Here is a 26855-nt window from a genome sequence, read left to right on the forward strand (position 1 = left end):
CAAATTTTTATTTCCATTTCCGTCACTTAACTGAAATCTTTCTCGATTCTTGTTTAGCAACGCCTAGACTGCTCCATAGAGGTATCTCATTAACAGGGAGTCGCTATGAAATCTTTGGGGGTTGGGCTAGCTTTGCTGACAAGTACGTCGGTATTGGCAAGCGAGTTGGTTATTAATCAGTTGGGTTTCGTGCCACAGGCTGACAAAAAAGTGTTCTGGGTCGATTATGTCGGCGATGTAAAAGCGCCAGAGTCGGTAGAACTTATTTCTGTGAGTGACCCTCGAAAACCAGTCAGTTACTCGTTCTCATACAATAGCCTTCTTCCCGACGGCCAATCTACCATGGTGGCGGATTTCTCTTCGCTCAATGAACCAGGTTGGTACTATTTTCAAAGTGGTGAAACTAAGTCGCCACCTTTTGAAATCAAACCTAGTGTCTATCAAGATTTGCACCAAGCCCTTGTTCACGCTTTATTTCTACAACGCTCTGGTCAAGCGGTGTACTCAGCGCAAACTGGCATGGCGAGACCGCCTAGTCATATGGAAGATGGGGTCATCTTTCGTAGCGATGAGTTTAACAAAGAGGGGACAAAACTCGACGGTGCGGGCGGTTGGTATGACGCAGGAGACTTTGGGAAATACATCGCAACGGCGACTATCACGATCGCTCGGATGCTAGAAGCCTACCGGCAAGCACCGGATTTGTATCCGATTCAAGAGCCCAACAAGATGCCAACAATACTGAGTGAAGCGCTTTATGGCATTGAATGGATGAAAAAAATGCAGCGACAAGATGGTGCTGTTTATCGAAAGCTTTCTGGCGCTGCGTGGCCTGCGAAAATTCCACCTTGGCTAGATAATCAGGTGCGTTACGTTTACGGTGTTAGCACTTCGGATACCGCTAAGTTTGCCGCGACGATGGCGTTTGCGGCTAGAACCTACAAGCAATTTGACGAGTCACTCTCTGAACGTTTTTTACAGGCGGCGAACTTGGCTTGGGCTTATCTGGAATCGCAGCCCGAGCAGTATATAGATTGGCAAAAGGAAGACGATACCGGCTCTGGGCCATATATTCTTAATCAGTATGATAAGGAAGAATCGCTCGCAACCGACCTAGACGACAGACTATGGGCTGCTGCTGAGCTCTATGTCACCACTCGAAATGAAAAGTATCTAGATTTTGCACAGCACGCTTATGACGATCTGGTCGGACAAAGTATCGATATGCTCGATTTCTTTGAATGGAAAAATCCTGCCGTTATGGGTGTTTGGCATCTCATTTTGACCTTAGATTCGCCTTTTATAGACACCATGAAAAGTGACCTACGTGCGGTGGCAAATCGTTATGCGAAATTGGCTGAGCCTTCCCCATTTTTTGTTGCTAACCAACGCTTTGTATGGGGTTCCAACAAAATGGTGGCTGAGGTCGGTATCTTACTAGCTTGGAGTGACCTGGTATCTGGTCGCAAGCAGCATCGCTGGCTAGTGCAGGCGCAACTCGATTACTTACTAGGAGCCAACGCGTTTAACATGAGTTACGTCACTCACTTTGGAACCTATGCCGTTCGTAATCTTCATCACCTGTATCGCATCGGGACAGGCGTCAGTCTCCCAGGTTTTCTAGTGGGAGGGCCCAACATTAAAGCACAGGCAAATGTCGCACCAAAAAATATGGGAATGCAAAGTTATGTGGATGATGAAAAGTCATATGCGGTGAATGAGTTTGCTATTGACTACAACGCAGCACTAATAGGGCTGTTGGCGGTGCATAGTAGCTACTTTGACTAACATTGAAGAAAAGACTGATGCATGCAAACAAAAACGCTCACTAAAAAGTGAGCGTTTTTTTACGTGTTCTCAGATTAGATTACTGCATTGCGCAGTTGATATCTCCGAGCGCGGTACAAATTTCTTTTTCGCGCTTCGCGTCGTCTTCCATCTTAGTACCAATTTCTTGGTTGTTACGATATTCGTTTGATGGGGCACAGCCCGCTAGCACAGCTGCCAACGCTAAGCCCATTACCACTGCTACTTTCGAATTCATCGTGAACTCCTTGTTAATTTTTTCATAAATTTAACACTGAATTCGCGCCGAAACTAGAGATTTATCTTATGTTTGAACGCGATCGATGATTTCTTTACCAGTTGTAATGCAGGCGGATACTATTCTGTTAGTGACTGACCGTTGCTTGAAATGACACCTTGGTACCAGTAGAAGCTCTTCTTGCGTTTTCGCTCCAATGTGCCCGTTCCGTCATCGTGACGATCGACATAGATAAATCCATAGCGTTTGCTCATTTCAGCGGTAGAGTTGGCGACTAGGTCAATCGGCCCCCAACTGGTGAATCCCATTAGCTCAACGCCGTCAGCTACGGCCTCACGTGCTTGTACTAAGTGATCGTTCAAATAAGCGATACGGTAGTCATCTTGGATTTCTCCATTCGCATCGAGCTCATCTCGCGCACCTAAACCATTTTCAACAATAAACAGTGGTTTTTGGTAACGGTCATACAGGAAGTTAAGCAGCACGCGCAGCCCTTTAGGGTCGATCAGCCAGCCCCACTGACTTTTCTCTAAGTAAGGATTTGGCACGCTATCAACAATGTTTCCCACTTCTTTTTGTTTTGGATCGGCACTCGCGCAGCCACTTGCGTAGTAGCTAAATGAGATGAAATCGACAGAAGCGCTAGCAATGGTTTTCAAATCGCCATCTTCCATTGTTAGCTCAATGCCGTTCTCACGGAAGTAACGCAGCATGTAGCCAGGATATTTGCCGCGAGTTTGTACATCACCAAAGAACAACCACTTGTTGTTTTCATGCATCGCGGCAATGACATCATCTGGGTTGCAGGTGTATGGGTAGTTGAGCGCTCCCAATAGCATGTTGCCGATCTGGCCATCTGGGATAATACGCTTACACGCTTGAACTGCTTTAGCGTTGGCTACCAACTGATGATGTATTGCTTGGTAGATCTCTTGCTCCGTGGCGTCTTCTTGCAGACCCACACCCGTGAATGGGGCATGCAAAGACATGTTGATCTCGTTAAAGGTTAGCCAAAGCTTGACCTTGTTTTTGTAACGTTCAAACACGGTTGTCACGTAGCGCTCAAATAGATCAATCAGCCTACGGTCACCCCAGCCGCCATAGTTTTCCACGAGCGCGTAAGGCATTTCGTAATGCGATAGGGTCACAAATGGCGTCATATTGTATTTTGCCAGTTCGTCGAAAATGCGGTCATAGTAGGCGAGCCCCGCTTCGTTCGGTTCTGCATCATCTCCATTCGGGAAGATGCGCGTCCATGCTATGGATAGTCTCAAACAGTTAAAACCCATCTCATCAAACAGAGCAATATCTTCTGGGTAACGATTGTAGAAGTCGATCGCGATATCTTTAATGCCCGGCGTGCGCTCGTCACGCGTTTGGTGTGGGCTTAAAATACCAGAGGGCAACATATCGGACGTTGAAAGTCCTTTGCCATCAAGGGTATACGAACCTTCAACTTGGTTTGCGGCAATAGCGCCACCCCAAAGAAAATTGTCTGGAAACTGAGTCATAGAAACCTCTGGATTGATGAGATTGGTGGGCGCGCTCAGCGTATACGCGCTTGTTCAATATAGACGTAGTATCTGACTTAAATGGGAAGATAAAAAGAGCTTGGTTTTAATAATAAATTTCCCCAATACTGAGTAAGGCGAATATTCTTAGGCTTATTGATGTTCAAAGGCTAATATAAGGAAGTTAACTATCTATTTACTTCCTTATATTGTAAACGTATGAAAGACGAGCGAGCGCTGCAATACTACGAGAGACTGTTGAGTCTTGGTTCGAAAAATCTCGATACTGAACGTTCAGTTTCGAACAATGAATACCACCTGCCTTTGGCTGATGTCGCCGAGGTTTTGTTTACAACAGCACGGCACGCCAGAACTGTTCTGCAAGCGCTTCAGCAGCGAGGTTGGTTAATTTGGAACCCTAAAGTTGGTAGAAACCAACGTTCGCACCTGACGTTGCATTTTGATGCTAAAACCCTGCGTCAGCAGTTGGGTAAAGAGCTGATTGAACAGGGGCAATATGAATCTGCATTTTCACTGTTGCATGGCGATCAACAACAGTTTTCGCAATTGCTGCAACAAACGTCCGGAACCATGGTTCGAGAAGGACAGCTTCATATTCAGCTCACCTACCAACGTGCTTTCCAGCCTATCTTGCCACACAAGCCACTCAGAAATAGCGAGCGGTTTTTGGTTCGCCAGATCTATTCGTGTCTGACGGCGTGCGATCATGAAGGAAACGTATCACCACAGCTTGCTCATCATTGGACGGTTAATGAAAACCATACGGAGTGGCGCTTCTACTTAAGACCGAGACTAGAGTTTCACTCAGGTCTAGCGCTTACCCCAGAAGTCGTCGCAGAGCTGTTCTCTAAACTCAAATCACTACCCGAATATGACTCCGAACTGGCTCACTTAAAAGCGGTGAAATTTGGGCATCAAACCGTCACTTTTGAGCTAGATCGTCCGGATTGCAGCTTTGATGCTTTAGTGTCGGATTTACGCTATTCGATTCAGCCTCCAAAGCAACTGGAGGGTTTAGGGGGGCGAGTCGTGGATGGATGCGGTGCATTTCGCGTCATCGAGCATTCGGATGAGCGCCTGCGGTTAGCAGCGAACGATAGATTCTTCGATCTGCCAGCACTAACCGATACCGTGACAATTTGGCAGCTTGATAAAACGCCAAATGAACGGATTGAACTCGAGTACTCTGAGCCAGAAAGTGGTTCTGCGAAACGCGAGAACCTCAACATTCAAGCTCACACCCAAACTCGTATTGAGAATGGGTGTCTTTATTTACTCTTGAATGCCAATGGATCTCCACACTCGCTGAGCAACTTGCAAAGAGCCTACCTTTGCAGTGTTCTCTCTCCGTATTCGATACTAGAAAACCCAGACCTCAACCCACTCTCAAGAGCTTCTATTCCAGCTCACAATATCTTGCCAAGCTGGACAAAGATTACACGACGTGTCGCCGAAAGAGTCGTGCTCCCAGAGACACTGAGCATAGCCGTGTATGACCACCAAGTGATACTAGACTGCGCGAACGGCATCAAAGCACAGCTAGCCTTGTTGGGTGTAGAGTGCCAAATCAATGTGTATACGCTCGAGACGCTGCACAATAAAGCAAACGAAGGTAAGCTCACAGAAGACATCACCATCGCCAGCTTTATTGTTGATGACAACCTTCCAATATCTGTCTATCGCTGGATGTGCTCGGATGCGATTCTGAGACAAGGACTCGGTGCACCGTGTCTAGAATGGTTAGATACACAACTTAATGAAATCAGAGAGCAACAATACGCAGACTATTACCTCAAAGAGCTAGAGTCTGTTGCGACGAATCTATTGATAGAAAACAGACTTCTACCCTTGTTCCACCACAGACAAACTCTGCGTTGGGGTAGCGTGCTGCAAGGTGTAAAAATCACTGATTGGTCATGGCCTGATTTTCGAAATGTGTGGACGGATGAATCAATCGACACTGAGACAAAGTAAACCTGCCGAACATCTAAAATAAGTTGTTTTTATGAATGAGCCCCAGCCATAGTGCTGGGGCTTTTTGATTGTTTTATTGATAATTTTTTTCAGCATGCATCGCGCTAGCGCCCGCCACAGTTGAACCCATTCGATTCGTGAATGCTTCCCATTTTGTAACAAATTGTGTTCGTTCGTAGAGTTCGCGCCGCTCCATGAGGACGGACCACATTGTCGATGGATTTGATGAGACATCAAAATTAATTGAGACAATCAAAAATGAAAAAAACTTCTTTAGCTCTAGCGCTTTTAGCTTCTATTTGTTCGACTGTTGCAATGGCAAATCAATCTGACGAGAATGCGCCTAGTGATGGTTATGGTCAAGCTGTTAAATCTGGTGTTCCCGGATTTGATAAGTTCTTTAACCATGCTGGCAAAGAGTGTAAAAGCGGTAGTTGGGTTCGCGAATTAGGCGGTTGTGGTACTGATTCTGAGGCGGACGCCAAGTACAAAGAATATCAAGAACGCCGTGCAACTGGTGCGGCTGAATACTTGAACGCACTAGAAAAAAACGGCGGGACGCCTATCACTGGTGCTGATGGTATCTTCACAAAAGATCGTGATGGTAAGGCAATGTCTGCTCATGAGCACATTGTGCGTGATACATATGCAGACCTCATAGATAATTCTCGTCCTGGAAACAAGGTTCTCCGTGAAAAGCTTGGAAATGACTTTGAAAAGGTTAAACAAGAAGCTATTTCCGAGGCTAATAAGCCCGGAAATGAATGGATTAAAGACGCACACTACAATGGTCATCGTTCAACGGAAGAAGGTCGACGCCAAAATGATGTAAATAAAGAGTATAGCGACACAATAGGTCGCTCGATAAATAATAAGGCTCGCAGTGAGCAAAACAAAACTAATATCGAAGCTCTTGACACTAAAGTAAACACTAGTATTGCTGCTGGTGCTGCCGCAATTGCAAAGAATGCGAATGATATCAATGATGTTAAGAACGCTGTCGGTGGCGTTAAGCAGGACTTGAAGGATACCGAAACTCAAATTCGTAAAGACATTACCAAAGCTGCCGGTGAATACGACGAACAAATTCGTAGCGAGTTCGACGCTTGGGAAGAAAAAGCGAAAGAGTACGTTGATTCCAAAGTCGAGAATGGTCAAGCGGGGCGTGACGCCAACAAAGAGAATATTGATCGAGTAGAGACTGACTCTAAAAACCGCGACGCTGCTCAAGACTCTAAAATTAAACACAACGCGAATGAAATCTCTCGTGTAGAGAAGGAGTCTAAAGCTCGTGACGCCGCTCAAGACGAGAAAATCAAAGCCAACACTGATCGTAGCAAGGAAAATGAAACGCGCTCTAAGCAAAACGAATCTGATATTGCTAAGAACGCTGGTCGCATCGATAAAGAACTCGAGAACCAAGACAAAGTAAACAAACAAGCTAAAGCTGACCGTGAAGAAAACCGCAACAAGATCACTGATACCAATAAACGTATCGACGATGAGATTGCTATCGGTGACGAGTTTGCGAGACAGGCTAGCGATGTTGTTGTCTCAAATGCTGATAAGATTAGTGAGAACTCACAGCAAATCTCTAGGAACAGTGTTCGCATTGATAACTTAGAAGATGCGTTAGTTCGTCAAGGTGAGGAAATGCGTGAGCGTTACGATGGCGTTAAAGCATCGACTCACGCGGCAATGTCAGCACGTGCATTTACATCTGAGCCAGGTGAGTTTGCCGTTGGTGCGGGTATTGGTGCTGCGGGCAGTAAGCGTGCATTGGCAATCGGTGGTGCGTATCAATTCAACGAAAACTGGAGTGGTAACTTTATCGGTAGCTACGAGACTGCGGGCAAATACACGAAAAGTGATTTGGCTGTGGGCGTAGGTGCTCAGTACACTTTTAAATAGATTGCCCAGTTAGCCTTTTACATATTCAAAAGCCCCTTCGGGGGCTGTTTTAGTTTGTGGTCATATAAATCGAAATTGAGGATTTATTTGAGAGGATCCCCATCAGGCAGCGCACTATGTAACCAAAGCGCAAGACGCTTCTTGATATTCTGCCCATCGACCTTATCTTCTGGCAGCGGGACGATTTGGCGCACTTCCACTAAGAACAGATACAGCGCTCTCGCTTTCATTGACTGACTTGCCGAAGGGTCGTGGATAGGGTAGCCCTGCATTGCCGCCATTTTACAACCCACTTCAAGTGCCTTTTTGAACAACTTGTCTTCGTTTTCTAATTTTGCTGTCTTTGACATACATTGCCTAGATTGATTTATGGGTGAATCTAAACCCTAGCAGTAAAGTTCTGACTGCGCTGTTAACTCATTCTATTTTTGATAGAAATGACGTTACCGTTTGTAAAAATTCGACGTGTATCGAGAAGGGGAAAAGTAGTAGAAAAAAGCCTCGCGATTGCGAGGCTAGTTAGGCTTATTGACCTTTGATCTGACCTTTAATGGTCTTCTTTAGGTTTTGCATGAAGTCTTTGAAGTGTGGGAAGAAATCTGCAAACAAAGGCTGCTTTCTGTCTTGCATCATTAAAGGACCAAGCAGGCGGATGCTCAGACCTAAACGAGTCGCGGACTGCTCATCGAGACCGCTGCCTTGTTTCATTTTTTCGATGACATTGAACATGTCTTCGCGATCCTCGAACTCGAAAGTCAGCGTTTGAGGCTCACGCTCTGCTTTGGTGCTTACTTCTTCAATAGTAATGCGGTATTGGTTGTGTTTGCTGATAAGTGATTTCATGTGGTTCTCCAAAAATTAGTAACTGAGTTAGCTCTTAAGAAACTTTTCAATCTTAGGTTTTATGGTCAGTGACATAACGATCATGATCGTTAGGCCAACTGGGAGCGCGGCGATAAAGCCGTTGAACCATCCAGTGGTAAAATCTGAAGTGTCAGAAAATCCAATTGTGTTGGCAGCGGTTACGAAAGCCATAAGCGACTCCATAACAACAGCCATGATTAAGCCAACCACCAAGTTGCGAACGTGTTCGCTTTTTTCTGGCATTAGCTTGCCGATAAGTTTGGTCATCAGCGTCATCATTCCCATACCCACAGGCATCATCACCAATGCGGCTAGGGCAAACGAAGACAGCCATTGATGAAAGAATGACTCACCAAATCCGACGTTCATGTAGGTCATCACTGCGGTCAGTGATCCTCCAACTAGGCTCATCATGCTCACCATAACGAGGACTTTTAAAAGGAGAGGTGTTTTCTTGTTGGTCTCTAGAGAGGCGTTTGACTCTAATGGACTAAGTGTTAGTTGTGTCGTCATTTCGATTCTCCAGTCTTGAAATAGCGTTTAATTAAGTTGATAATGTCAACTATAAATTCAGTGGTTGATAATGTCAACTATATTTTTAAAGGATCGATCATGTCTGAAAACACCTCTTTGGAATCTGTCTTTCGTTTAGTTCACTCTTTAAAGCGTCAAATGACAGAACAAATCGAGCAGCTCGACTACGATATTGCACCTATGCATATGCGCGTAATGAAGATAATTACTAAAACGTCACCGTGTACGTCTATCGATATCGCCCACTACCTTGATCGAGATAAAGCTCAGGTAACACGGTTGATAAATGCGCTTATTTCGCAAGGTTTGTTGGTTAAAGCTGCGAACCCTGCTGACAAGCGCAGCCACTTTTTGGAGCTTACTGAATCGGGGCAGAAAGTGATGACGAGTCTGGCGGATATTGACCGCCGAGTTTTCGAGATTATGTCTGACGGGATAAACCAGGATGAATTGGTTGATTTCACGAAAACTGCTGAGAAGATGGCGAGAAACCTTGAACAAGGAAAGGCTTAACAACTGAGTACCGCATTCTCATTTTGAGAAAATTTGTCGTGATTTGACTCTAAGCTTGAGGCGCAAACTGTGTCTCACTTGTTGGAATTGCCTATTTTGATTGACTATGGAGCGGCAGCTGCCTTGCGCAGTATAGGCCGCTCTACAATACTTTCTCTCGCAAATTGAGACGCAAAATGACATTTTGCCAGCTCGACGAGAAAGGACACCCGAATGAAACACATTGTGCCACTTGCCGTATTTTTCGCCTCTTTACCTCTCATCGCCGCCCAATACCCCTCCGCTAATACCGCTATCGTTCTTCCCGGTCTTCATGAAAATGGGGTGGACTTGTCGGGCTCTGCAGTATCTTCGCAAGATGTGATTGATTGGGAAATAAACCACAGTGATCTTGTGTTCGGTTCTTATGCTGGCACTGCGGATAACCAGCGAACGCAAGCCGTGGGTTACATGTACAACCAAAAGCTAGAAATGAATTCCAATTGGCTTGAACATGAACTTAGAGAGAAAGCGGAACAGCAAGGTATAGACTTCGAAGACCTGTTTTTGCACTTTTCTGAAGATACAGTGCTTGCCGAGGTAGATAAAACGCACGGTGAGAATACTATTCTGAATCGTAAACCGATGATAGTTGGCTATACCGCCAACGAGGATCACGCGGGCTTTTGGCTTTATCAAACTCCCCCTTGGGACGCCGATGTGTTCGAGAACTTTGCGTCTGGTGGTGCTTTGTATGTTTATCACTCTGAACCGTTCGATCGCCTAGTGTTGAAGTTTTCCAAATATGCCCAAGGTGGGGAGTTTTGGGTCGAGTATCCAAGCTCGGTTGATGGTAATGGTAAGGCGTTAACATGGGAGCGTTTTACCATCACCAAAGACAAAACCTTAAACATGACAAAAAACCAGAATGTGATTTGGAGCGTTCCAACGGATTGGGTGAGGGCAACAACACACGACGGTTCTGGAGCAAGCTACGGCGGTGGTCAGTACTTTGGCTCTACGTATCTGCGGGATGGTGGAAAATTATATGTCGCGCGTATTCGTTGGAGCGGGAGTGACCCAGAGCATCGTCCGCGTCTAAAAGAGGTGAAGCTCAAAAATAGCTTCCAGACAGTGAAACTAACCGATGCCCCAACGGAAACCACTGACGGAAAAACGATAGAGCGCTGGCGTAAGGTGCGGGGGTTTGATGAGTCAGCGGATCTTGATGGTGACAATTACCTATCGTGGTCTGAGTACAAAAACCGAAGTAATAAGCAAGCCACTGCACGCTTTCGTTGGGAATCTCGAGTCATTCCATTTGGTCGAATGTGGAATCAAAACTCATCTTGGGCGCTGACTAATCTAGCCAACCCGAATTACCTTGCCTTGATGAGCGATTACTATGCGTCAACCTGGTCAGAACAAGGACTGAATGGCGCTTACAACGATGACACAAATAAGCTTCTTGGTCCGAATCAATTTCATGTTTACAGCGGTGGTCGGGTGGCAGAACTTGACGTCGTGGCAGGCTCTGAAGCAGCGGATCAGCTATATCAGACTCAGTTCGCTAAGTTTCTACAAGAACTCTCTGTGCGTCAAAGTAATTCGTTAATCAGTGTTAACGTTGGTACTGCTAACTTATTAGGAAGAAATGGACAACAGGCATTGACCGAAGCCGCGTCACTGTATCTGCGTGAGCACTATGTGTTCCCGTCAACCGGGTTTAGTGGCTACGCTGGGATTGCAAAATACTGGGATAACTCTGTATTTGCGAACGACGGACGTAGTGTCATCTTTCAAGCGAGTACCCGATATGGACGCGTCCAGTATTTTGGTAACTCACAGGACAATTGGCAGCAAGACCAGTATGCAGCGTTGGCGATCTACTACTTAAATAGCCACCCGGAACTTAGCTTTTTTAATCAATGGAACAACGGCTATGTCTACGGAAGTGACAACACATCATCAGACAACTTCTGGCAGTCAGGTGTGCCCAAGAACATGGCATATCAACCAAGCGCGTTACTGGCTGTGGATCTAGGCCAGCCGGCAGAGCAGATCCCAGAAGGATACGAGCCAATTCCTTTGATGCTCTCAACGGAAACTCCTTATCCAGCCGACTTCACTGTTGTCGGAAACACTTCTCAAACCTCAGTAGTACATGCAGACCTTCCAGAAGGGATAAGCCATCTTTTACCAACCTACACCTATTTTCTGTATCAATCAGAAAGCACGGTAGTCACTGGCGGACCTGAAGAGATGGTCCTTGCTAGAGAGTTTACTAAAGGCAAGGTCCTGTATCGAACAGATTTCTTTGGTAAGAGCCGCGACTTCTATCAATCAGAGCCTGTCATTGTCTATTTGGATACTCCGATGAGAGTGGTGGGTGCTGATGGTCAAGTAGGCGACTATGTTGAAGAAGTCACTATTGGCGGGTATCAAGGCCTGTTTCTTCTTTACTAACGTAAAGTGGTTAAAGAGATTTGTTCCAGAGAAGGAAACTGGAACTATAGGAGTTGCGTAGTTAGTTGCGTAACTAGCACGGATTTAGTCACTGTTTCGAACAGATAACTCGCGGCACCTAGGAAAGTGACTATTCTTACTAGTATAAAAACTCTAAATAACAAAGGAGAAAGACATGGATTGTTGCTCACTTGCCATCTCAATGGACATTAACGGAAGTAAAATAGTGCTTGCGTGGGGACCAAACAAAACCACGCAGCAATGTATCGATGAATACCACGCTATCAGCGCTGACCTCAATGCAAAGACCTACCTGTTGACATTAAAAGACCAGAAAGATGCCTCGTTAGAAAAGCCTATCAGCAGCGAAAAGGCGAGTATGTTAATGGCTGAGTGGCATGACATTCAAAGTGGTCTTAATCAAGACTTGGACATCCATTGGTGACAAGTTCGTGTATCCTTCCGTTCTTTTGTTATAGATTGTACATAGGTATATGTATTTATTGGGAAAGGTTGCATGTTCACACTAAAAGTAGATAAGGATTTATCACTAGCTCTGGTACAGCCGAGTTTTGCCGCTCGGTATCTTGAGATTGTTACCCGTGAACGTGACTATCTCTCGCAGTGGCTAGCCTGGCCGCCACACGCAGAAAATGAAGCGTTTTTTCTGAGCTTTATAAGACAATCTCTACATGACTATGCCGATGGAAAATCCATGACCTGCGCGATTATTTATCAAGATGAGATCGTTGGAAACATCAGTTTTAACGTCATAGACTCGTCATTAAAAAGAGTCGAGATAGGCTATTGGCTAAGCCAGTCTATGCAAGGGCGCGGCATAGCCACGCGAGCCGTCTCAAAACTCATTGAAATAGCTTTTCTAGACTTAAAAATGGAGAAGGTTCAGATCTCAGCGGCAAGTGAGAACAAACCAAGCCGAGCGGTGTGCGAGAGACTTGGTTTTACCCTTGAAGGTATTATCACATGTGCCGAAAATTTAAATGGTCGAGTCGTTGACCACGCTATCTATGGGTTGTCACATCAAGCATGGTCCGAGGGTAGAGTTAGCTCGCCAAGTGTTTAAACTGCAGGTCGACGAGCCTTCGATATAGCTCGCACGTCTGTAGAAGTTCTCGGTGATTGCCTTTATCGATCAGGCGACCATGGTCAAGTACCGCAATTTGGTCGGCATGCTGAATGGTGGATAAGCGGTGCGCGATGATAATGGTTGTGCGACCTTGCATTAGCTCGTCCAGTGCCTGTTGAACGTGATGTTCGCTTTCGCTATCTAGGGCGCTGGTGGCTTCATCCAATAATAGGATCTTTGGATCTTTTAGAATCGCTCTGGCGATGGCAATACGTTGACGTTGGCCGCCAGAGAGTCGCACTCCTCGTTCTCCCAAGAAGCTGCCATAATCGTCAGGTAAGTTCATAATAAAATCGTGCGCATGCGCCTTTTTCGCGGCTTCAATCACTTCTTCATCAGTGGCGGTTGCGTTGCCATATCGAATGTTGTGAAACACATCATTACTGAACAGTGCAGGCTGCTGCGGAACCAATGCCATCTGTTTGCGAAGCTCAAGCGGATCGAAACGTTTGATATCAACTCCGCCAAGCGTGACTTGTCCGCTTTCTGGGTCGTAGAATCGTTGCATCAGTTCAAATAAGGTTGTTTTACCTGCTCCAGATGGCCCCACAAGCGCGAGTACTTTCCCTTCTTCGGCAACAAGATCAAGCGATTCAACAGCCGCTTGTGTCGGTCTAGAAGGGTAGTGGAAGACAACTTGATTGAAGGCGACTTCTGGGCGCAATGTATCAGGGGAGAGCACCTCTTCCGTTGGAGCCGTGATGTGACTTTCTACCTGCAGGATTTCAATTAATCGCTCGGTTGCACCGGCTGCTCTTTGTAGTTCTCCCAAGACTTCAGAAATAGTGGCGAGAGAGGAGGCAACCATAATAGCGTAAAACACAAATGCCCCCAGATCTCCTGCTGACATAACGCCATTGATAACGTCGCTGCCACCTACCCACAACATGCCTGCGATCGCGCTAAAGACAATCACGATGACACCAGAGATGAGAATAGCGCGCTGCTTTACTCGTCGTCGACCTATCTCATAAGCGCGTTCTACTTCAGTGGCGAACGAAGCGCGCTCTTGCGCTTCAAAGCTATAGCTCTGCACGGTTTTGATATGTTCAATGGCTTCCCCGGCATAGCTTCCTACATCTGCCATTGAGTCTTGGCTTTGTCTTGAAAGGGCTCGAACTCGTCTGCCATAAAACAAAATAGGAACTAAAATAAATGGCACGGAGGCAAGTACAATTAGCGTCAGTTTGATATTGGTGGCAAATAGCATGACGATGGCACCTACGCACATCAACGCGCTACGCATTGCCATGGAAAATGACGAGCCGATGATGCTTTGCAGTAGCGTCGTGTCTGTTGTGATACGAGACATAATGTCGCCGCTGCCATTGGTTTCAAAGTAGCTTGGGTGCAGCGTAATAATGTGGTCAAACACGGCTTGGCGAATGTCGGCACTCACGCGTTCGCCAACTGATGAGACTAAGTAGAAGCGGAAAAAGGTGCCAATTGAAATGCATAATGTGATGACCAGAATAAACTGGATAGCGTTTTCAAGGTCGGACAGAGATTGCCGCGTGAATCCTTGGTCTATTAGGATTCGAACACCATGACCGACAGAGAGCGTTAACCCTGCGGTAACGATTAAAGCGATAAGTGCCGCAAACACCTTCATACGATAGGGTCGAATAAAGGCGAGTAGTTCAATCAAGATCCCCAAGTTTTTGCGTTGTTGTTTTGTCTCGGAGGGAGTCTGCATGTTTTGCCCTTTAAGATTCGCTATCTGTGATGGATGTCAAAAGAGAAATGACAATAGGAAAAGCATCCGCACATAACTTGGGACGCTAGTTATCTAAAGTACTGTAAAGTATAGAGTATACCTAATGTAAATAGGAAATAGATATGCACCACTCACTGCCACACTTCGAAGATTGGCCGCGCATTGACTCTGCGATTAAGCAAGACCCCTTGATTGAGACAGAGGTGGCTAGACTGGTTTCTCTGATGACAATTGAAGAGAAGCTAGGTCAAATGATTCAACCTGATCTTCGAGGTGTCACGCCCGAATTGGCAAAGCAGTACAAACTCGGCTCCATATTGAACGGAGGAGGCGCGTGGCCGAATGAGAACAAGCGGGCAAGTGCGAGTGAGTGGGTGTCGCTTGCCGATGATCTTTGGCACGCGGTAGAAGAGGCGTATCGAGACCGTCCATTCAGAATCCCATTTATGTGGGCGACCGATGCCGTTCATGGACACAACAATGTCTTCTCGGCGACCGTCTTTCCACACAATATTGGCTTAGGAGCCGCTCGGGATCCAGAACTCATTGAAATAATAGGCGTCATTACGGCCAAAGAGGTCGCGGTAACTGGGCTAGATTGGACATTTGCTCCTACGGTTGCCGTCCCAAGAAATCTAAGATGGGGTAGAGTCTATGAAGGTTACTCAGAAGACCCAGAGATTACTTACTTGTATGCATCAAAAATGGTGAAAGGTCTGCAAGGATCCGCAGAAGAACTCAAAGGTGACCAGCGTGTTATTTCTAACGTCAAACATTGGGTTGGAGATGGCGGAACGCTTGACGGGGAGGATAGGGGTAGAAATCACTATGATGAATCTTCGCTTCGCAATATTCATGCAATGGGCTATTTCAGTGGATTAGAAGCCGGCGCTCAAGTGGTGATGTCTTCTTTCAATTCTTGGGTCAATCTTGCTAACTACGATCACTCACCACAAGACGGCACAGCCTATAATCACAAAATCCATGGCAGTCGCTATCTCATTGACGACGTTCTCAAAAGAAAAATGGGATTCGATGGCTTTGTCGTCACGGATTGGCATGGTCATGCTGAAGTCAGCAAGTGTTCTGATGGTGACGCGACATACGCTATCAATGCAGGTAACGACGTAATGATGGTGCCTGTCTATGAACACTGGATAGCGGTATACGAAAAGGCGTTAGCGGATATTAAATCTGGCGTCATACCCATGAGTCGTGTTGATGATGCGGTGACGCGTATCCTCAGGGTGAAGATGCGTGCGGGACTTTGGAATAAGCCCAGCCCTTCAAAGCGTTCACTCGCGGGTAAGCAAAACATACTAGGAGCTCCAGAGCATAGATCTGTCGCGCGTGAGGCCGTTCGTAAATCTTTGGTATTGTTAAAAAATGAAGGGCAAATCCTGCCGTTGCACCCCACTCAACGCGTGATTCTTACTGGAAGCGGAGCGGATGATATTCAAAAGCAATCCGGAGGTTGGAACCTGACATGGCAGGGCGATGAGAACAGCTTAGATGACTTTCCTGGTGCGACGACGGTTAAAATGGCATTGATCGAAGAACTTGGGCGTGACAATGTCACTTATAGTCCGTCGTTAGATGTACCGCTTTCAAAACAAGATGTCGCTATCGTTGTCATCGGTGAGGACCCATACGCTGAGATGATGGGAGATATCAAACCATGGCAGACGTTGGAGTTTGCCAAGCTGAAGCGCAGTTATCGTAAAGATGCAGAGAAGATCCGTCTGCTTCACCAACACGGAGTGCGCGTGATTACGATTTTATTCAGCGGTCGTCCTCTTTACCTCAATGAGGAGATAGCAAAATCAGACGCTTTCGTTGCTGCTTGGCTACCAGGCAGTGAAGGTGCGGGGATTACTGATGTGCTGATTGCTGACGATGCTGGTAACCCAAGGTTCGATTTTCAAGGGACGTTATCTTACAGTTGGCCCAATACTAAATTAGGCGCGATGGTTAGTCGCCAACCATTACATATCCCAGACTATGATGTTCCAGAGTTTGAACAGTGTCCGAACGGTGAGCATCGACCTCTGTTTGAGTACGGCTACGGGCTTAATTACTCGGATAAACTGCAAACAAGGGATCTCACTAACATTCCTCTAGATACCACTAATGAGCTTGCGGGATCTGCAGACGTCAATACCGAGCATTTGTATGGAGTGAGGGCGTCTATTGGCGACTATCAAATGAAAGTAGAAGATGGCGACCACTCAGAGGGTATAAATGTTTCACGCAATAACGCCCTTCAACTTAGCGCGATTTCTACCAAGCCCTATAACTACCAACAGCAGCAGGATGCCGTTCACGTGAACTTTCTGGGTGGAGATGCGGTACTAACAATGGCAACTGGTGATCAAGAGCCTGAAAACTTTGCTCAGTTCTATGAGTCTGGCAGTATCGCGTTTGATGCAAAAGTCATCTCACCTAGTAGCGAGCCAGTCTATCTCTTCATTGAGAGGCAAAGTAATGAGGTTCGTAGCCAGTTTTCCAAGTTAGACATTACCGAACAGCTTCACGCCAATGACGAGTTTAAAACCGTCGTGATTCCCGTGACTTCGGTTGCTTCTAATTCGGCAGCGTTGAAACAAATCCAAATCCCTTTTGGCATCAAGACTAAAGGAACACTAGACGTTGTCATAGCGAACATACGTTGGCAACGAGAATAAGTTGTCGCTTGGTACTGTCGTTGGACAACAAAGTTTGAAAATCACTTTTGGAAAAAAGTTTCTTGTTGATTCCAACCCCTCCGCTCACCAGATATTCGTCATCCTCACCAAAGTGAGGATCTCCTACCACGTGTAGGTGACTGAAAATATTCGACTAAGTCACGTAATTCAACTTTTCAACGCGCTGAATGAGATCCCCTTTTTCAAGGGGATGACGGTGATTTTGGGTATGGTTTGAAACACCGAATTGGGGCATCGGCGAGTTAGAGCTTGCCTCGACAACATATCTTTGGACATAAATGCTCTAGATCCATTCATTTCCAACATACCCATATAACCGTCATCCTCACGAAAGTGAGGATCTCCTACAGAGTGTAGGTGACTGAAAGTATTCGACTAAGTCGCATAAATCAACTCCGCGACGCGCTGAATGAGATCCCCTTTTTCAAGGGGATGACGGAGGTTTTTGGAGGGTGCGGACAATTTTTGTTATGGATAAGTCGCTTAGTGACGCGCCCGGTTCTTTAGGTATCAATCAGGTCTAAACATTCCCAAAAGACATAGAGCTTTTGTGCTTTAGAAGAGATCTCCCGGTATCAATCACCATGTACAACTCAATCTAACTTATCCGCCTTTTCATTAATACGATTTATCAGTGAACCAAAGTTCACTCCATTCATTGGGGGGATAGATCACGTCTATCCTCTGCAAGCACCATATCGATCTAGTTAAACGTAAAGAGGCTTGCCAATGCATACAACCATCGATTCAACACTGCGGACTGTTATTGAGAGCTATGGCCTACCGAATCATGACCTAGACCAATGCAACCAAGACTGGTTTCCCGGGAATTGGTGGTACTCGACTACTGAGTCATCCATATCTAGAACCGAGGAAAACGGTGTTGCGCATATAATACGTATAGATTCAAAGGTATGCAGACTCTTCCCTTACTTAACTCTGCAAATGGTAAGAACCTGTGTGCGGCATGAAGGAAAACGCGAGAAGGTAACCTCAAAGGTATGGCGTTGGGCTCTCTCTCAAGTCGGTAAAGAGGCGTTTTTACCTGCGTTCCAACAGAAAATAACGAGGTGATTATGGAGTACTTAGGTTATCTGGTTATAACGTTCCTTCTGGGAGTCCCATTCATCTTCGGTAAACATAAAAAGGATGACGAATGAACGAAATCAACCAAGGCCTACAGCTTTTAGGAACCGCATAGATGATAAGGTCTATGCTCAACTTTCATAACGAGCCAAAACGAATTATCGTTGCAAAGACAATAAGTAAACGTGATTGTGTAGCTCTAATATCGGCCTTTAACATGATAAAAGCGAGTAGCCAAATAAAATGGTTCTCGCTTTTTTAGTCAATTATCACGTTCGATTCGAGATAAAAACTACCCAGTAAACTCTTCAGAATCGGGACGATTGGTAAACTGCACACCATTTAAGAAGTCGCACAGCAGTTGGTCTTCACACTGTTTATAGTTTTTGTTGTTTGGCTTGCGGAAATACGCACCAATTTCGTATTTACTTAAACTAATACCAACCACTTCTAGTACGTCCAACACGTCTTCTGCTTTCATGTCTAGCGCAATGCGCAGCTTCATGAAAATCATGTTGTTGGTCAACGAGACTTCTGGCTTAGGTTGCTCGCCGTCTTTTTTTCCTCGCTTGAGGTTAATAAAGCCATTTAAGAATACCGCTAACTCTTGATCCTTCATCTTAACGTAAGATTTGTCGCTTTCATCTTTTAACCAGTTTGCCACTTTATCGTGAGCCACAGTGACTTCGGCCTGCCCGAAAGCTTTCATTATCTGTGCGTTTTTAAGGTTTAACGCGTGTTGGATACGACGTAAAATTTCGTTGTTAGTCACTAGGGATTCCTAAAATGAGTTCTAAGGGTGAATAAAAATCCCATCAATCACATGCGATTTATGGGTGTCTTTATTAAATAGCGTAGTTGACGGTGACTCTAACAGAGAACACGTTTCTTCGGTAGGTTAAAAAATGGAAATGAAACGGCCTATTCGAACTAGTTGGCTAAGTTGGCTAAGTTGGTAAGACCCCACTTTCATAGACACTATGCTGATTAGGAGAAGTAGTTCAAATCACGACAAAAAACATCGAAACGTTTCGGACTTTATTGTCAAGTTTCAAGCTTTGATGTCCACCTGCAGCTACTTCCAGTGGTCGTTAACAAATTGGTGTTTTTGCAATAACCCAATAAGCTCTGAAAGCACTGGACCGTTGGCATGACGACGGGAGACTAAACAACCGACCGTCGTCACCCAGCCACTTTTCTCATGCGCAACGGGTAGGGCGATGAGCTTCCCGTCTTGTATGGGCTGTTTAACCAACATCTCAGGTAGGTTTGACCAGCCGATTCCCTGCAATACCATGTCTACAAGGTTTTGATGTGTGTTCGCATACCAAACATTGGTGCTGATGCCGTAAGTAAACCAAAGCTCCTGTTTATCCGAACTACGATGTACGCATTGGCGATACGCTTTAAGGTCAGAATCTTTGACTATGGGCAGTGTTACTAGGGCATGATCGGGCGCGACAACCGTCAGAAATCTGGCTTGTCCAAGTACGAAGAAATCCATATCCACTCGCAACTCACCGTCGGCATAGACGATGCCTATCTGCGCAACTTCGTCTCGAACCAATTTTTCGACATCAAACGTAGAGGCAGTGATGATTTCGAAGTTGGTAACAGGATATTGGTTTGCAAGAGGAGCAAGAATGGAGAGCAGAGTCTTGCTCATTAAGCTTTCGTCGGCAGCAATCACCAGCTCATGTTCATAATCGTTCGCCAAGGAATCCACTTTCTGATCAAAATACTGTTGCTGGTGAAGTATTGAACGGGCGATTGGCAATAACGCTTTGCCGTTGTCAGTCAGTTCAGGCGTATTTTTCTCTCGACTGAATAGGGTTTGGTCAATCGCGATTTCTAAGTTTGATACTGCCTGGCTAACGCCTGATTGTGCTCGACCTAGTTTGCGTGCTGCGGCTGAGAAAGAGCCGTATTCGCACACGGCAACAAAGACTTTAAGCTGTTCGAAACTGTACATAGCGATTCCAAATCACAGATTTATTTCAAAGGTATCACGATGTGTGATGGTTGTTAACTTTCTATCTAATTTTAGGCAGGCATAATCATTGTCAATTCATTATTAAACAAAGAACAGAAAATGAGGAGTTGAAAATGGGAGTGCTTGAAAGAGTCTTTCATTCAGTATTGTTTGAAGTGTTAGCAGTGAGCTTATCTATTGCGGGTTTAGCCATTTTTACTGATCATGATGTCACTCGACTATCAGGGACCATGATTGTTATCGCGACAATGGCGATGTGTTGGAATTATATCTTCAATCTTATCTTCGACTACTTCGTAAAAGGTGAGCGTGTAGAACGAACCGTGATGGTTAGAGTTGTTCACGTGCTACTGTTTGAAGCTGGACTATTGATAGCCACAGTACCCGTCATGGCGTACATGCTAGGTGTAAATTTATGGCAGGCGTTTTTGATGGACATTGGCGTGACCATTTTTGTTACCGTCTACGCATTCTTGTTTAACTTAACGTACGACCATATTCGACTGTGGGTGATCAATCATCGTCAGGCAACAGCCTAGTTGATAACGGTAGTATCTACAGATGCAAAAAGGGCTAATCCATGGATTAGCCCTTTTTGATTGAGTTCGAATCGTGACTATTTGATTTCACTAAAAGCAATGTGGTGTAGAGTGAGTCCTGGTTTTACAAAAGCAACGCCAACGTCATACCAACCCGTTTCTAGATCGACGATCAAGCCATCAATATCCGTGATTTCGCCATCCGTGCCGTTGGTTGAAAGCGACATACTGTACTCGCCATTAAAACTTAAGCTGCAAGAGGACTGTGCCAGCTCGTTGCGATCGTAGCTCACTTGGATGCTCACTAGATACTTGGCGGCTTTTTCTACATTGATCACTACAGAGGTATCGCTTGACGTCGCGAGCTTCACAGGTTGTTCTATGGTATGCGATTGTCCATCTGGTGCCTGTTGTTTTGCGGTAAATGGTTTAACCGGGTTATACCTCTCGATAGGGCGCTGCATAGCCGGTGTGTTGATTAAGAATCGGCAGATATTCATAGCGCTGCGCTGCAGTTCTCCAAGCGTCAGCGTACCGGATTCGAGTGCAGCTAGCGTGTCATCTTTCATGGCATTGCGCTCGGCGCCATCGTTATCGACAACCATATACAAATCGTTTTGAGCGCGAACCATGTAAGAGGTGAATGTCTTCGCCTCGTCACCACCGTGCACAGGGTGGTTCATTTTTGCCCACCAGTCAGACATGACGATGCCGTCAAAGCCCCACTCTCCTCGTAGAATGGAAGTGTTAAGATCGTAATTTGACGCCCCCCAGTGACCATTGATTGGGTTATAAGATGTCATGATAGTGGTAGCACCACCATGTTTGACCGCGAGCTCAAAAGGCTTGATGTGCACTTCACGAAGAGCACGCTCAGACATGACGCTGTCGACATCAAATCGCGATGTTTCTTGATCGTTTGAAGCAAAGTGCTTGATTGTGCCCGATACGCCAGCTTTCTTTAAGCCGCCTACTTGAGCTGCAGCCATAGAACCAGTCAGTAATGGGTCTTCAGAGAAGTACTCAAAGTTGCGCCCGTTGAGCGGGTGGCGGTGAATATTGATTCCAGGACCAAGTAGAGTATCGATGTTGTAGCTTTGTAGCTCGCCACCAACTAGGTAGAACAGGTGTTCATTAAGTTCGGTATTCCACGTACAACCGAGCAAAGTGCCAATCGGTACTTGCGTGGCTTTATGACCACTGTCCATGCGTATGCCAGAAGGGCCATCCGCTGCTGCGGCTACTGGAATACCAAAATCGAAAAGCGCATCACTAACACCGCCAAATGCCGCTGCAGTTCCCGGTGTTACTTTAGGGCTACACATGCCTTCACCACGGACAATGGTGGCCAACATGGCTGGAGTGAACTGAGCTACAAATGAACTCATTGACGCAGAGCCTGAGGCGACATCTTTGAGTTTAATACCCGTGTCACCTGTGATTTCGATATCGACAGGTAGTCTTTCTGAAATACGCGTTTCCATGCAAATCGAACGAGTCGGGACGGATTCGTGCTCGATGGCGTAAGGCAGAGCATTACTTGTAGCTGCGGGCTTTATGCGCTGGAAAGGGGTGACAGGGGCGGCAGATTCAGATAATTGTTCGATTACCTGCAACGTGTCGACATCAAACGAGGCATCAATGAGCGTGGCTTCGCGAACACTGCCGCCCAGATGGAAGTGATAGCGACCAGCTTCTAATACGTAGCAAGATTTATAACCGGTGCACCCTGAGTCGTCATAAGACGCGAGAGTAGACACAGGTACAATAATGCGCATCAGCTCTGACTCATTGGGAGCCAGCGTTTTTGATTTTCCAAAACCCGCGAGAACTCGTGCAGGTTTGCCGAGCTTACCCTGTGGTGCTTCAACGTAGATTTGTACCACCTCTTTTCCGCGGTGCGTATCACCGACATTGGTCACTTCTACGTGGAAATGAATGGCTCTGTTTTTGCCTGAGCCCTCAATTGAAGAGGATACAAATTTTCGAGTGAAGCGACTGTAACTTAAGCCTTCACCGAAGGCATAGCGTACCGCATCAGGCTTAAACGTAGAAAAGTAGCGGTAACCCAGATAGATGTCTTCGCAGTAAAGGTTTTGATTACTATTACCGAAGTTGGCATGAGAAGGGTAGTCAACGAGCTGTTTAGCGATGGTGTCTGCTAATTTTCCGCTTGGTGACACATCGCCTGATAATACATCAGCAAGCGCGTGTCCTCCTTCCATTCCCGCTGCCCAGCTGTAAAGAATCGCCTTAATTGAATCCGCGTTCTCCATGCTGTCAACCCAAGACATATCGATGATGTTAGTGACGTTTAGAACAACAATGACCTTGTCGAATTGCGCGCACACCTTGTGTAGCATGTCACATTCGGTTTCGGTGAGACGATAGCTGCCAGATTCGTCGGCATTGTCTTGATCTTCACCAGCTGTGCGACCGATAAACACGATGGCATAGTCACTTTGTTTACGTGCTTGTGAAACGACTTCGCTAGAAAGTGGCATTTCCTCTTGATACCAAGGTTCAGCTGCCCAGCCACCACCGCCATCGTCAAATGGGTGTTGCTCTAGCCAGGTTTGATAGATGGATACTAAGTCCATGTTTACCTGGATACATGGATGAGCGGAGAGCCCTTCGAGCGCATTGACACTGTATGGAACATTGACTGCGCCACCTGAGCCTGTGCCGCTGCGTACAGTGTCGATTTGGCATCGACCAAATAGAGAGACTCTACTCATTGACGGTAGTGGTAGGGTGTTGTCGGTGTTCTTAAGTAAAACAATCCCTTCGGTCGCGGCTTGGCGACTGACAGGGGCAAGAGCTTGTCTTGCCGATTCGATGGTAGTCAGGGGCATAAATGAATTCCAATTCCTGTTTTTGTTGGTTGTTATCGTTGGTATGAGAGTTAAATAAACGGGTTCTCGAGCAAAAGTCGCTCGCGTTGCGCTAAGTGCAACGTGTTCTCGATCTCAGAAAAATAGCGCTGGTAGAGGGCTTCATACTCTCCACTCGCAAGGACAATTTCACAGCCTGTCTGCAACCTTTGGGCAAGCTCGGGATTGTCCGCATTGATGTAGAAAACGAGAGGAAAGGGGTACTCGATCATCACGCCACCCACTAGGCTAATGGGGTATTGATTAGCCACTCGACTTTCAAACACTTCGAGCGCTTCATTGGCACCAAAGCAAACAAAATCAAACTCGCCATCAGTTAGGCGTCTGAAAACGCTATCGAAGTCACCTCGCTCGACGACATTAAAGCCATTTTGACGAAATAGCTCGGCATCAACCCAGGTCTCAGGGACGCCGACAGACATCGACTTAATGGCTTCAGTCGTTGAGAAATCGGCGACTCTGTCGTCACGGGCGAACAGTATTCTTTGCCCAAGCAGTTGTTTGGTAACAGAAAGAGCAAGCTCTATAAATCGTTTCTCCGCGAACTTCGCATTACCTTTTACGGTTACAAGAACATCGCTGCCATGTTCTAACACCGCACCTTCTTGTTCGGCCAAAGGCAGGTCAGTTCTGTCATCAATAATGTTTGCATGTCCGTGGCTATCCGCGGTGGCCGTAAGCAATAAACTCAGCACATCAAACTCAAACTGTTGACGATACGCAGATTTATTGCCGTTCCAAAAGCGTACCGATTTTATTGTTGTCACATCTATCACCAAAAGTAAGCGGTTTCTTTTTAGGATAATCAGGATGCCAATGTGGAGATAGTGAGCAGATCACATAACGGAATAATAGTTCCAGAAACTATTATAAGTTACTGTTATTAAAACAATAACGAATCATTACAAGGCGGCTATTCGTTTATCTATGCAAGGAGGTTTCTATCTTGAAGAGGCTTTTTAGCTTGTTAACCTGTGTTACATCGTTAAAGCGATCACACTTCTAAATATGAAAATAAGACTAGAATGATGTGGTTATAATGCACTGATTTATAAGAGTTAATTTCTCCGTTGTTTTTCTTTTGACCAGTTGTGGTTAATTTAAGTTATTGATATTAAAGAGTTAATTTTAGTGTGATCAATGCAGGCTTTTTGGGTCTGGATTTTGTTAAATGCGTCGAGACTACTTAGTATCCTGAGAAAGCGCTTTCTTGAGGTGTTACCCCCGAACTTTTTAGTTCCACTTAAATGGAAATCGCTAAACCCGAAAACAAAACTAAAGGATACAGTGATGCAAAAGAAAACATTCATCGCCTCAGTGATTTGTGGTGCATTGTTTACTGGTAGTGCAGTGACTGCGCAAGCGGAAGAAATTAAACAGGGGGGCACCTTGACTGTGCCAATTATCAACACAGGCTTTGTTGATAACTTCAATCCATACACAGTAAAAGATATTTACAACGGCACCATGTTTGAACCATTGATGGTGTTCAACAACATGACTGGAGAAACGCACTGGCGTTTGGCTGAGTCAGCGGACTACTCAGATGATCTTAAGACCATTACGATCAAGTTGAGAGAGGGCCTTAAGTGGTCTGACGGCAGCCCATTAACAGCAGAAGACGTGGCGTTTAGTTTTGAAATGACGCAAAAAGCGCCAGCTTTTGACCTTAAAGGTATTTGGTCTGGCGGTAACCTTAAGAATATCGATGTCGTTGATGCACGCACTTTGAAGGTTAACCTTGCTGAAGCGGATTCGACGTTCCTTTGGAACCTAGCGGACTATCACATTGTTCCTAAGAAAGTTTGGAGCAAAGCAGAAGACCTAACCACGTTTACCAACCCAAATCCAATTGGTAGCGGTCCAATGACGACGGTTAAGTATCTTAAGCCGCAACAAATGGAGCTTTGCCGCAACGAAAACTACTATCTAGAGAATCGTCCTTACCTAGATTGTATGACGTTCCGCTCATACAACGACAACTCTCAAATCCAGCCAGCATTGATCAAAGGTGAGATTGATTGGGGCTCAAACTTCATTGCTGATATCGAAAGCACGTTTGTGAAGCAAAACCCTGATAACCACCATTTCTGGTATCCAGCGAATGACGCCATCCATCTTTATGTAAACACGAAGGAAGCGCCATTTGATGATATCCGTGTTCGCCAAGCGCTTTCTATGTCGCTTGATCGCGAAATGATTGTTGATATTGCCGCTTACGGTTACCCAACGGTGAACTACAACGCGGGTGGCATTGGTGAGCTATATAAATCAAGCATCGACCAAGGCGTCACAGATAAATATCGCGGCCTAACGACTTACAACCCAGATGAAGCGAAGAAACTACTTGATGCTGCTGGTCTTAAAGACGTCGATGGTGACGGCTACCGTGATATGCCAAACGGCGACAAGTTTGTGTTTGATATCGAAGTAGTAAACGGCTGGACGGACTGGATTCAAGTGGTTCAGATGGCAACTGAATACTTTGATGAAGTTGGTGTGAAGGCGAACGTTAAGACTGTCGACTGGGCGGTATATGACAAGAACCTTAAAGACAGCAACTACAAGATGTCTATCAACTGGTCAATGGTATCGACCAACCCAATCTTGGCGTACCAAGCATACTTCTCATCAGCTTACGTTGGTAAGATTTGGCACGCAGGTCACGGCGTAAACAGCCCTGAAATCGATGCTCTAATCGATAGCTTTGGCAAAACGGGTGACGCAGTTAAGCAGCAAGAGATCATCTCTGAGCTTCAAGAGTTTACGGCACAAAATCTACCGTTCATTCCGCTGTTCTCTAACGCAACTTGGTTCCAATACAACACGAATAAAATCGTTGGTTGGCCAAGTGAAGAAAACCCTTACGTTCAGCCAGTATTTTACGATGGTGGTAAGCGAGTTCTTATCCTAAATAACTTGCACCTTAAGTAAATCGTAACACTTGGGGTCTCGAA

At 45.7% G+C, this 26855-nt stretch carries 20 protein-coding genes; 10 read left to right on the forward strand and 10 right to left on the reverse strand.

Going from position 1 to position 26855, the window contains the following annotated elements; all coding sequences use genetic code 11:
• The first annotated feature begins 105 nt into the window (after positions 1-105).
• Entirely contained in the window at positions 106-1788 is a 1683-nt protein-coding gene (locus tag LY387_RS22645; protein WP_234496446.1) for a glycoside hydrolase family 9 protein, read from the forward strand.
• A 79-nt stretch (positions 1789-1867) separates the two neighbouring features.
• On the opposite strand, the gene LY387_RS22650 is transcribed toward LY387_RS22645, so the two are convergent.
• Together LY387_RS22650 and LY387_RS22655 are read right to left on the reverse strand one after the other, a co-directional pair.
• On the reverse strand, positions 1868-2044 hold the full coding sequence (locus LY387_RS22650; protein WP_234496447.1) for a hypothetical protein: 177 nt from the start codon (positions 2042-2044) through the stop codon (positions 1868-1870).
• Between the two features lie 119 nt (positions 2045-2163).
• Positions 2164-3555: a glycoside hydrolase family 1 protein gene (locus LY387_RS22655; RefSeq protein ID WP_234496448.1), complete on the reverse strand. Its 1392-nt coding sequence runs from the start codon at positions 3553-3555 to the stop codon at positions 2164-2166.
• Between the two features lie 219 nt (positions 3556-3774).
• On the opposite strand from LY387_RS22655, the gene LY387_RS22660 reads away from it, so the two are divergent.
• Positions 3775-5550, forward strand: coding sequence for an SgrR family transcriptional regulator (locus LY387_RS22660; protein ID WP_234496449.1), 1776 nt, complete (start codon positions 3775-3777; stop codon positions 5548-5550).
• A gap of 258 nt (positions 5551-5808) precedes the next feature.
• The gene (locus LY387_RS22665; protein ID WP_234496450.1) at positions 5809-7461 is read left to right on the forward strand and encodes a YadA C-terminal domain-containing protein; all 1653 of its coding nucleotides are present in this window, start codon (positions 5809-5811) and stop codon (positions 7459-7461) included.
• An 83-nt stretch (positions 7462-7544) separates the two neighbouring features.
• Here LY387_RS22665 and LY387_RS22670 read toward each other — a convergent pair whose 3' ends face one another.
• The 3 genes from LY387_RS22670 to LY387_RS22680 all read right to left on the reverse strand — a co-directional run bounded on the left by LY387_RS22670 (position 7545) and on the right by LY387_RS22680 (position 8838).
• Positions 7545-7811 (reverse strand): DUF5062 family protein, encoded by a 267-nt coding sequence (locus LY387_RS22670; protein ID WP_042470062.1) that lies wholly within the window; start codon positions 7809-7811, stop codon positions 7545-7547.
• Between the two features lie 175 nt (positions 7812-7986).
• Entirely contained in the window at positions 7987-8304 is a 318-nt protein-coding gene (locus tag LY387_RS22675) for a DUF3861 domain-containing protein (protein WP_234496451.1), read from the reverse strand.
• A 27-nt stretch (positions 8305-8331) separates the two neighbouring features.
• Positions 8332-8838 (reverse strand): DUF2798 domain-containing protein, encoded by a 507-nt coding sequence (locus LY387_RS22680; protein WP_234496452.1) that lies wholly within the window; start codon positions 8836-8838, stop codon positions 8332-8334.
• 99 nt (positions 8839-8937) lie between these two features.
• Between LY387_RS22680 and LY387_RS22685 the strand changes: the two genes are divergently transcribed.
• The 4 genes from LY387_RS22685 (at position 8938) to LY387_RS22700 (ending at position 12901) form a co-directional block, all read left to right on the forward strand.
• Complete coding sequence (locus LY387_RS22685; protein WP_234496453.1) at positions 8938-9372, forward strand: MarR family winged helix-turn-helix transcriptional regulator; 435 nt, start codon at positions 8938-8940, stop codon at positions 9370-9372.
• A gap of 213 nt (positions 9373-9585) precedes the next feature.
• The gene (locus tag LY387_RS22690) at positions 9586-11817 is read left to right on the forward strand and encodes a hypothetical protein (RefSeq protein WP_234496454.1); all 2232 of its coding nucleotides are present in this window, start codon (positions 9586-9588) and stop codon (positions 11815-11817) included.
• A 175-nt stretch (positions 11818-11992) separates the two neighbouring features.
• Positions 11993-12262, forward strand: a complete 270-nt coding sequence (locus LY387_RS22695) for a hypothetical protein (protein WP_234496455.1) — start codon at positions 11993-11995, stop codon at positions 12260-12262.
• 72 nt (positions 12263-12334) lie between these two features.
• Entirely contained in the window at positions 12335-12901 is a 567-nt protein-coding gene (locus LY387_RS22700) for a GNAT family N-acetyltransferase (RefSeq protein ID WP_234496456.1), read from the forward strand.
• Here LY387_RS22700 and LY387_RS22705 read toward each other — a convergent pair.
• Positions 12882-14660: an ABC transporter ATP-binding protein/permease gene (locus tag LY387_RS22705; protein ID WP_234496457.1), complete on the reverse strand. Its 1779-nt coding sequence runs from the start codon at positions 14658-14660 to the stop codon at positions 12882-12884. The genes LY387_RS22700 and LY387_RS22705 overlap by 20 nt on opposite strands.
• A 143-nt stretch (positions 14661-14803) precedes the next feature.
• On the opposite strand from LY387_RS22705, the gene LY387_RS22710 reads away from it, so the two are divergent.
• Positions 14804-17365, forward strand: coding sequence for a glycoside hydrolase family 3 protein (locus LY387_RS22710; RefSeq protein WP_234496458.1), 2562 nt, complete (start codon positions 14804-14806; stop codon positions 17363-17365).
• 1399 nt (positions 17366-18764) lie between these two features.
• Here the strand turns inward: LY387_RS22710 and LY387_RS22715 are convergent.
• Positions 18765-19244 (reverse strand): DUF1456 family protein, encoded by a 480-nt coding sequence (locus LY387_RS22715; protein WP_128650333.1) that lies wholly within the window; start codon positions 19242-19244, stop codon positions 18765-18767.
• A 303-nt stretch (positions 19245-19547) separates the two neighbouring features.
• Positions 19548-20444, reverse strand: coding sequence for a LysR family transcriptional regulator (locus LY387_RS22720; protein ID WP_234496459.1), 897 nt, complete (start codon positions 20442-20444; stop codon positions 19548-19550).
• Positions 20445-20578: 134 nt separating this feature from the next.
• On the opposite strand from LY387_RS22720, the gene LY387_RS22725 reads away from it, so the two are divergent.
• Positions 20579-21004 (forward strand): PACE efflux transporter, encoded by a 426-nt coding sequence (locus LY387_RS22725; protein ID WP_234496460.1) that lies wholly within the window; start codon positions 20579-20581, stop codon positions 21002-21004.
• Positions 21005-21081: 77 nt separating this feature from the next.
• Here LY387_RS22725 and LY387_RS22730 read toward each other — a convergent pair whose 3' ends face one another.
• The gene (locus tag LY387_RS22730) at positions 21082-23859 is read right to left on the reverse strand and encodes a glycoside hydrolase family 3 protein (protein ID WP_234496461.1); all 2778 of its coding nucleotides are present in this window, start codon (positions 23857-23859) and stop codon (positions 21082-21084) included.
• 50 nt (positions 23860-23909) lie between these two features.
• Positions 23910-24665: a transporter substrate-binding domain-containing protein gene (locus LY387_RS22735; protein ID WP_234496462.1), complete on the reverse strand. Its 756-nt coding sequence runs from the start codon at positions 24663-24665 to the stop codon at positions 23910-23912.
• Positions 24666-25188: 523 nt separating this feature from the next.
• Between LY387_RS22735 and LY387_RS22740 the strand changes: the two genes are divergently transcribed.
• Positions 25189-26832 (forward strand): ABC transporter substrate-binding protein, encoded by a 1644-nt coding sequence (locus LY387_RS22740; RefSeq protein ID WP_234496463.1) that lies wholly within the window; start codon positions 25189-25191, stop codon positions 26830-26832.
• Positions 26833-26855 lie beyond the last annotated feature (23 nt).

Origin of the sequence: Vibrio maritimus (genome assembly GCF_021441885.1) — a bacterium.
GTDB lineage: Bacteria > Pseudomonadota > Gammaproteobacteria > Enterobacterales > Vibrionaceae > Vibrio > Vibrio maritimus_B.

Excerpts from the sequence above, each read along its gene's own strand:
- LY387_RS22645 (WP_234496446.1), top strand. The coding sequence starts at position 106 with ATGAAATCTTTGGGGGTTGGGCTAGCTTTGCTGACAAGTACGTCGGTA.
- LY387_RS22650 (WP_234496447.1), bottom strand. The coding sequence starts at position 2,044 with ATGAATTCGAAAGTAGCAGTGGTAATGGGCTTAGCGTTGGCAGCTGTG.
- LY387_RS22655 (WP_234496448.1), bottom strand. The coding sequence starts at position 3,555 with ATGACTCAGTTTCCAGACAATTTTCTTTGGGGTGGCGCTATTGCCGCA.
- LY387_RS22660 (WP_234496449.1), top strand. The coding sequence starts at position 3,775 with ATGAAAGACGAGCGAGCGCTGCAATACTACGAGAGACTGTTGAGTCTT.
- LY387_RS22665 (WP_234496450.1), top strand. The coding sequence starts at position 5,809 with ATGAAAAAAACTTCTTTAGCTCTAGCGCTTTTAGCTTCTATTTGTTCG.
- LY387_RS22670 (WP_042470062.1), bottom strand. The coding sequence starts at position 7,811 with ATGTCAAAGACAGCAAAATTAGAAAACGAAGACAAGTTGTTCAAAAAG.
- LY387_RS22675 (WP_234496451.1), bottom strand. The coding sequence starts at position 8,304 with ATGAAATCACTTATCAGCAAACACAACCAATACCGCATTACTATTGAA.
- LY387_RS22680 (WP_234496452.1), bottom strand. The coding sequence starts at position 8,838 with ATGACGACACAACTAACACTTAGTCCATTAGAGTCAAACGCCTCTCTA.
- LY387_RS22685 (WP_234496453.1), top strand. The coding sequence starts at position 8,938 with ATGTCTGAAAACACCTCTTTGGAATCTGTCTTTCGTTTAGTTCACTCT.
- LY387_RS22690 (WP_234496454.1), top strand. The coding sequence starts at position 9,586 with ATGAAACACATTGTGCCACTTGCCGTATTTTTCGCCTCTTTACCTCTC.
- LY387_RS22695 (WP_234496455.1), top strand. The coding sequence starts at position 11,993 with ATGGATTGTTGCTCACTTGCCATCTCAATGGACATTAACGGAAGTAAA.
- LY387_RS22700 (WP_234496456.1), top strand. The coding sequence starts at position 12,335 with ATGTTCACACTAAAAGTAGATAAGGATTTATCACTAGCTCTGGTACAG.
- LY387_RS22705 (WP_234496457.1), bottom strand. The coding sequence starts at position 14,660 with ATGCAGACTCCCTCCGAGACAAAACAACAACGCAAAAACTTGGGGATC.
- LY387_RS22710 (WP_234496458.1), top strand. The coding sequence starts at position 14,804 with ATGCACCACTCACTGCCACACTTCGAAGATTGGCCGCGCATTGACTCT.
- LY387_RS22720 (WP_234496459.1), bottom strand. The coding sequence starts at position 20,444 with ATGTACAGTTTCGAACAGCTTAAAGTCTTTGTTGCCGTGTGCGAATAC.
- LY387_RS22725 (WP_234496460.1), top strand. The coding sequence starts at position 20,579 with ATGGGAGTGCTTGAAAGAGTCTTTCATTCAGTATTGTTTGAAGTGTTA.
- LY387_RS22730 (WP_234496461.1), bottom strand. The coding sequence starts at position 23,859 with ATGCCCCTGACTACCATCGAATCGGCAAGACAAGCTCTTGCCCCTGTC.
- LY387_RS22740 (WP_234496463.1), top strand. The coding sequence starts at position 25,189 with ATGCAAAAGAAAACATTCATCGCCTCAGTGATTTGTGGTGCATTGTTT.